Genomic DNA, 7,240 nt, shown 5'->3' with positions numbered 1-7,240 from the left:
ACGGTTTTTTCTAGCGTTTTTTTCTGGAAGTTTGTAGAGGTTCCTATTACAAAGAAATTGAAATGTTTATATAAAAGAGATGTGGAAATAGGTTCAAAATGAGTTATTTAGTATCAATAATTATGCCAGCGCATAATGTCTCTGGCTTTATTGCTGAGTCAATATCAAGTGTTTTGAATCAAACTTATGATAATTGGGAGTTAATCATAGTAGATGATTGCTCAACAGATAGTACGGTTGATGTAATTAAACCATTTTTGAAAGATGAACGAGTAAAGTTACTGCAAAATGAGTATAACTTAGGTGGTGCAGGATCTCGAAATGTGGCAATAAAAGCCGCGCAAGGAAGGTATATTGCATTTTTAGACTCTGACGATTTATGGACAGGCGACAAACTAGAGAAACAGCTTGGCTATATGCAAACTCATAATGTTGGGTTTTCATTTTCGAGTTATTCAATAATTAGCGAGCAAGGTGAGTTATTAGAAACTTTATTAGTGCCCAACAAAGTAACATTCAAACAGCTACTGAAGCATAACTACATTGGATGTTTAACAGCAATCTATGATGCTAAGCCATTTGGTAAGGTATATATGCCTTTAGTTAAAAAAAGGCAGGATTTTGCATTGTGGCTAGAGCTTCTTAAAAAATTTGAGTATGCAAAAGGTTACAAAGAAAGCTTAGGATTTTATAGGATCCGAGAAGGTTCGCTTTCTAGAAGTAAATTTGATGCGTTTAAATATTACTGGCTGGTTTTGCGCAAAGTAGGCAAGCTTAACGTTTTGCCGGCAACTTTAAATTTATTATGCTATTTAATTATTGTTTTTCTAAAGAAAAAATATATAAATATTTATCATAAACTTTTTATACGGTAGGTAGTATTTGTGATAAAAATTTTATTAACTGGCAGCACCGGCTTTATAGGTTCTAAATTAGGTTGTGAGTTAAACCGCAGAGGCTATGATGTTGTATCTGCTGTTCGTAAAAAAACACAGCAGATGAATGAGTCGCATATTGCTGTGGGTGAACTTCACGGTAACACAAATTTTTTACCAGCACTTCTTGGTGTGCATACCGTGATCCACCTTGCTGCTAAGGCACATATTAAAGAAGAGCATCTAATTAACTCGGCAGCAGAGTTTGCTAGATGTAACACTGATGCAACCATTACACTTGCAGAACAGGCAATAAGGAGTGGAGCAAAGCGGTTTATTTTTATCAGCTCAATTGGAGTGAACGGTAGTAATAACACTCAACCCTTTACCTTTGATGATGTGCCAAACCCAGCAGAAGCGTACGCGGTTTCGAAGCATCATGCTGAAATAAAGTTACAAGAGCTTGCGAAAAAAACAGGTTTAGAGGTTGTGATTATTAGGCCGCCATTGGTTTATGGTGTAGGTGCACCGGGTAACTTCGGGAAGTTAGTAAATCTTGCAGAGAAAAACTTACCCTTGCCTTTAGGTTCTATCAATAATCAGCGAAGTTTTGTTGCAGTAGATAATTTGATTGATTTGATCATTACCTGCGTAGGGCATCCAAATGCAGCTAATAAAACTTTTTTAGTGAGTGATGATGAGAGTGTTTCTACTTCTAACCTTTTAAAGCAACTTACTTTAGCTGCAGGGAAAAAACCGTTGTTATTACCCATGCCAGTCGCTTTTTTGAGGTTCATAGCAGGTTGCGTTGGTAAAAAAGATCATATTGATAAGTTGGCTAATTCTTTAACTATTGATATCGAGTTCACTAAAAAAACATTAAATTGGAAGCCACCGATTACTTTAGATGAAGGTATTCGTCGCTGCTTTGAATAATTTTTACCTTAATAACAATGGGTTTATAAATGATACGTTTATTGGATTTTACATTTTCACTGTTTGGCTTACTTTTTGCTGCTCCATTTTTAGTGATTTTATACATTATTGGTTTATTTGATACCGGTTCCCCTATTTTTATGCAAGAGCGTGTTGGTCGTAATAAAAAACCTTTTACGTTAGTAAAGTTTCGTACTATGACTGTTGATACTGCATCGGTTGCAAGTCACTTAGCGAGCACTGCATCAATTACCCCATTTGGTGGTTTTTTACGTAAAACTAAGCTTGATGAGTTACCACAGCTATGGAATGTTTTAAAAGGTGAAATGAGTTTAGTAGGTCCTCGACCAGGTTTGTTTAACCAAACTGATTTAACTCAAGCGCGTGAAGCTAAAAATGTATTTGCCGTGCGCCCTGGTATTACAGGTTTAGCTCAGGTTAACGAAATTGATATGTCTACCCCTGAACTACTTGCTAAAACAGACCGTGAAATGATAGATACACTAACAATTGGTAATTATTTTAAATATATACTCATGACGGTTACTGGCAGTGGTAGTGGCGATAGGGTTAAGTAATATTAAAGGTTCTAGGTTCTAGGTTCTAGGTTCTAGGTTCTAGGTTCTAGGTTCTAGGTTAGAAGGTTAAAACAAGGAATTTTTATGGATGGCTTTATCCGTTCAATTATAAATGCATCTCGTGCTAAAAAGCGTGTTATTACTTTATGTATAGATTCACTTTTTATAGCTGCGGCTTTTTGGTTAGCGCTTATAGTAAGACTTGATAGTTTTGAGCCTTTAAAAAGTACTGATAACTGGTTGTTGTTAGCGGTGTTAATACCTGTAAGCTTGTTGGCATTTATTAATTTAGGCTTATACCGCGCAGTACTCAGGTATATGAACTCACAAGCTTTGTGGGCGATTATATTAGGTACACTTGTTACAACCATAAGCTTGGTAATACTCGCTTTTTTTATAAATGTTAGTATACCGCGAACAATGCCATTTATTTTTGCTTGGTTGTGCTTACTAACAGTTGGTGGCTCACGTATCCTGGTAAGGGCACTGATTGGTAAAATGATGACTAATAACAAGGAGTCGGTAATCATTTATGGAGCGGGCTCGGCAGGTCGCCAGCTTGCTACGGGCTTAAATGCGGGCCCAGAATACTTTGTAAGTGCATTTATTGATGACGATATAACTAAGCACGGCTCAGTAATACAGGGCATACCAGTTAGAGCTTTTAAAGAAATACATGATTTAGTAAATAAAGGTAAAGCAACTAAAGTATTGCTTGCAATACCAAGTGCAAGTCGTGCTCGTCGTAAAGAAGTTCTTGCTCAGCTTGAGCCATTAACTATTAAAGTACTTTCTATTCCAGGAATGGCCGATGTTGTTGAAGGTAAAGCTAAGCTCTCTGAATTTAGAGATGTTGGTATAGAAGATTTACTAGGGCGCGATCCAGTAACACCTAAGCCAGAATTAATGACTGCAAATATAGCTAATAAAGTGGTTATGGTTACGGGCGCAGGAGGCTCAATAGGTTCTGAGTTATGTAGGCAAATAGTTAAAATAAAACCAACTAAACTAGTACTTTTTGAGCGAAGTGAAATTGCCTTATATTCAATTGAAAAAGAGTTAGCTGAATATATTGCCCGTCAACAATTAACTATTGAGTTAATTCCTATAATGGGCTCGGTACAACGTGTTAACCGCCTTGAAACGGTAATGCTTACCTTTGGGGTGCAAACTGTTTACCATGCAGCTGCGTATAAGCATGTGCCATTAGTGGAGCATAACGTAGTTGAAGGTGTGCGTAATAATGTATTTGGTACTTACTACGCGGCCAAAGCGGCTGTTAATGCAAAAGTAGATACCTTTGTATTAATTTCTACCGATAAAGCAGTACGCCCTACAAATGTAATGGGCGCAACTAAACGTATGGCCGAGCTAGTACTACAAGGTTTAGCGCAAGAACAAGGCAATAAACACAAAACACGTTTTTGCATGGTGCGTTTTGGTAATGTATTAGGCTCAAGCGGCTCTGTAGTGCCACTATTTCGCCGGCAAATTCAACAAGGTGGACCAATAACGCTTACTCACCCTGATATAACCCGTTACTTTATGACTATACCTGAAGCGGCGCAGCTTGTTATACAAGCTGGAGCAATGGGTAAGGGCGGCGATGTGTTTGTACTCGATATGGGTGATTCAGTAAAAATAAAAGATCTGGCTACCAAAATGGTTAGGCTGTCGGGCCTTGAAATTAAAACCGAGCATAACCCCCATGGCGATATCGAAATAAAATGCACTGGTTTACGCCCAGGCGAAAAGCTTTACGAAGAGTTATTAATAGGCGATAACGTAGAGCAAACCTCGCATGAGCGTATAATGACTGCTAACGAAGTAATGCTGCCACTCAGTGAGCTTAATGTATTTATTGATGCGCTTGATATTGCATGCCATAACTTTGAGCATGAAAAAATACGCCAGCTATTACTCGATGCACCCACAGGCTTTAACCCCACTGATGGTATTTGTGATTTAGTATGGAATGCTAGGCTTGAAAGTGAATCCAAAGATAATACTGAAAGTGTAAGTAATGTAGTTAATTTAAATAATCAATAAAGAACAAGAGTTAGATGTCAGCTATCAAGTATAAATAAAGATCCGATAGTGATTAAAGTTAAAAGTTTAGTATAAAAAACAAACCAGTGATTTAGGGAAGTGAAATGAAAATTGCAGTAGTTGGCACCGGGTATGTAGGCCTATCTAACGCTATGTTATTAGCGCAACACAATGAAGTGGTGGCGCTAGATATTGATGAGCAAAAAATAGCGCTTTTAAGCAATAAACAGTCACCGATTGTTGATACAGAGATTAGCGATTTTTTACTGCGTGACGATTTAAACTTTACAGCAACTACAGATAAGGTTTCAGCGTATAAAAACGCTGATTTCGTTATCATTGCCACCCCAACGGATTATGATGTAGAAAATAACTACTTTAATACCAGCTCAGTTGAGGCGGTAATTAAAGAGGCTACAGCGCATAATCCAAGTGCTGTTTTAGTCATTAAATCGACAGTACCAGTTGGTTTTACGCAAAATATTAAAGCAAAGTTTAGTGTCGATAATTTAATTTTTTCGCCTGAGTTTTTACGTGAAGGTAAAGCTCTGCACGATAACTTGCATCCATCACGAATTGTAGTAGGTGAGCAAAGTGAACGTGCAGAAGTATTTGCTAACTTACTCAAGCAAGGCGCTATCAAAGAAGATATTGAAGTACTATTCACTGATTCAACAGAAGCTGAAGCTATTAAGCTGTTTTCTAATACTTATCTTGCTATGCGAGTGGCTTACTTTAATGAGTTAGACAGCTACGCTGAAGCGCATGGCTTAAACAGCAAGCAAATTATACAAGGTGTTAGTTTAGATCCGCGTATAGGTAACCACTACAATAACCCTTCATTTGGTTATGGCGGCTACTGTTTACCAAAAGACACTAAACAACTTCGCGCAAATTATGCCGATGTACCTAACAATATTATCGGTGCCATCGTTGACGCTAATACCACTCGTAAAGACTTCATTGCAGCCTCTATCCTAAAGCGCGACCCTAAAGTAGTGGGTATATACCGATTAGTGATGAAGTCTGGTTCTGATAACTTTAGAGCCTCATCTATACAAGGTATTATGAAGCGTATAAAAGCTAAAGGTATTGAAGTTGTAGTTTACGAGCCTGTACTTGAGGAGAATGAGTTTTATCATTCACGAGTAGTTAAAGACCTTAATGAGTTTAAGAAAATCTCAGATGTAGTTGTATCAAATCGAATGGTTGAAGAGCTTAGTGATATTGCCGATAAAGTATATACACGTGACTTATTCGGTAGTGATTGATAAATATTAATACCTTAGTTTGCTGAATAAAAGTTCAATAAATATGAGCAGGTATTAGAGATTAGAACATTTAAAGCACCGAGTTCAATTTGAGCTCGGTGTTTTTTGCTTTTTTGTATATGGTGCTTCGTATTACGTAGTACTTTTAAAAAGATTAAATATATTCAGCTTAGATATATTGCTTAGCTGCTAATTTATCAAAAATCATTAAAAACTTAATTAAAGGACTATCTGTGAAAGCTGTTATCCCTGTTGCCGGTTTAGGCACTCGTATGTTACCTATGACCAAAGCTATCCCTAAAGAAATGCTACCGTTGGTTGATAAGCCTCTGATTCAGTACATAGTAAATGAGTGTGTTGCTGCGGGCATAAAAGAAATTGTATTAGTAACGCATAGCTCTAAAAATGCGATTGAGAACCATTTTGATACCAGCTTTGAACTTGAAGCTACGCTTGAGAAGCGCGTTAAACGTGTTTTACTTGATGAAGTACGCTCTATTTGTCCACCTGATGTAACCATTATGAGTGTGCGCCAAGGTGAAGCAAAAGGCTTAGGGCATGCTATTTTATGTGCTAAGCCCATTGTGGGCGACGATGATTTTATTGTTTTATTGCCTGATGTAATACTAGATGCATATACGGCAGACCAAAAGACAGAGAATCTTGCAGCGATGTTAAAGCGCTTTAGCGAGACACGTGCAAGCCAAATTATGCTTGAACCTGTAGCACAGGAAGATGTGAGCAAATACGGTATTGCTGATATTAACGGTGTAGAACTAACCCCAGGTGAAAGCGCCGCTATTAATGCCATGGTTGAAAAGCCAGCCACAGAGTTAGCTCCTTCAAACTTAGCGGTTGTTGGTCGTTATGTATTAAGTAAAAATATTTGGCCACTACTGGCTAAAACACACGTTGGCGCGGGTGGCGAAATTCAACTTACTGATGCGATTGATGAGCTAATGAAACAAGAAACGGTGGAAGCCTTTCATATGAGTGGTCGCTCGCACGACTGTGGCGATAAGCTAGGTTACTTAAAAGCGATTGTTGAGTACGGTATGCGCGATGAAAGCTTAGGTGATGAGTTTACTGAACATTTAAAATCGCTTGTAAATTAGGATTGGCTGTAAAAAAATAATTGCAGTCATTCTTTGTAGTTCAAAAAACACTCGTTTAACTACTAAAAACTATAACGTATAAATCATATCAGCCCGCCACTTAACGGGCTGATATGATATTCACTTGCCTAAATTAAACCTCGCCAAATAGCCATTTAACATTAATCGTCGTTGCCACGAGGAACAGCAAAACTCTCACACTCACCGTTATCTAAATCAATAAAGGTGATAGGCTGCTCACTCTCCATAGTATTAATGTAATTTTTAATAAACGGAATAACAAACAGCTGCCTAAGCCTATCGTCACACATGAACTCTGTTGAATTTGTGCTCGTCACGTTATAGTCATCCGACATATCATTGCGTATTAATAGCGGATTGTTTTCAGGCTTTTTAAGCCAATTTTCTAATTGGCT

Annotated in this window: 7 protein-coding genes; 6 read left to right on the top strand and 1 reads right to left on the bottom strand. The window is 37.7% G+C overall.

Annotated elements, in window-relative coordinates; all coding sequences use genetic code 11:
* Nucleotides 1-98: 98 nt before the first annotated feature.
* The 6 genes from P20439_RS07620 (at nucleotide 99) to galU (ending at nucleotide 6,824) form a co-directional block, all read left to right on the top strand.
* Nucleotides 99-875, top strand: coding sequence for a glycosyltransferase family 2 protein (locus tag P20439_RS07620; RefSeq protein ID WP_008465832.1), 777 nt, complete (start codon nucleotides 99-101; stop codon nucleotides 873-875).
* Nucleotides 876-884: 9 nt separating this feature from the next.
* Nucleotides 885-1,811, top strand: coding sequence for an NAD-dependent epimerase/dehydratase family protein (locus P20439_RS07615; protein WP_008465830.1), 927 nt, complete (start codon nucleotides 885-887; stop codon nucleotides 1,809-1,811).
* Nucleotides 1,812-1,840: 29 nt separating this feature from the next.
* Complete coding sequence (locus P20439_RS07610) at nucleotides 1,841-2,389, top strand: sugar transferase (protein WP_008465827.1); 549 nt, start codon at nucleotides 1,841-1,843, stop codon at nucleotides 2,387-2,389.
* An 84-nt stretch (nucleotides 2,390-2,473) separates the two neighbouring features.
* A complete protein-coding gene (locus P20439_RS07605; RefSeq protein ID WP_008465825.1) occupies nucleotides 2,474-4,438 on the top strand; it encodes a nucleoside-diphosphate sugar epimerase/dehydratase in 1,965 nt (654 codons plus the stop codon).
* Nucleotides 4,439-4,542: 104 nt separating this feature from the next.
* On the top strand, nucleotides 4,543-5,709 hold the full coding sequence (locus tag P20439_RS07600) for a nucleotide sugar dehydrogenase (RefSeq protein ID WP_008465824.1): 1,167 nt from the start codon (nucleotides 4,543-4,545) through the stop codon (nucleotides 5,707-5,709).
* A gap of 233 nt (nucleotides 5,710-5,942) precedes the next feature.
* Entirely contained in the window at nucleotides 5,943-6,824 is an 882-nt protein-coding gene (galU, locus tag P20439_RS07595; RefSeq protein ID WP_008465822.1) for a UTP--glucose-1-phosphate uridylyltransferase GalU, read from the top strand.
* Nucleotides 6,825-6,985: 161 nt separating this feature from the next.
* Here galU and P20439_RS18610 read toward each other — a convergent pair.
* On the bottom strand, nucleotides 6,986-7,240 hold a 255-nt coding region (locus P20439_RS18610), incomplete at its 5' end, for a hypothetical protein (protein ID WP_036933189.1).

The sequence above is a fragment of the Pseudoalteromonas sp. BSi20439 genome (assembly GCF_000241165.1).
Classification (GTDB): Bacteria; Pseudomonadota; Gammaproteobacteria; order Enterobacterales; family Alteromonadaceae; genus Pseudoalteromonas.
This window is presented reverse-complemented; position numbering and strand designations above follow the sequence as displayed.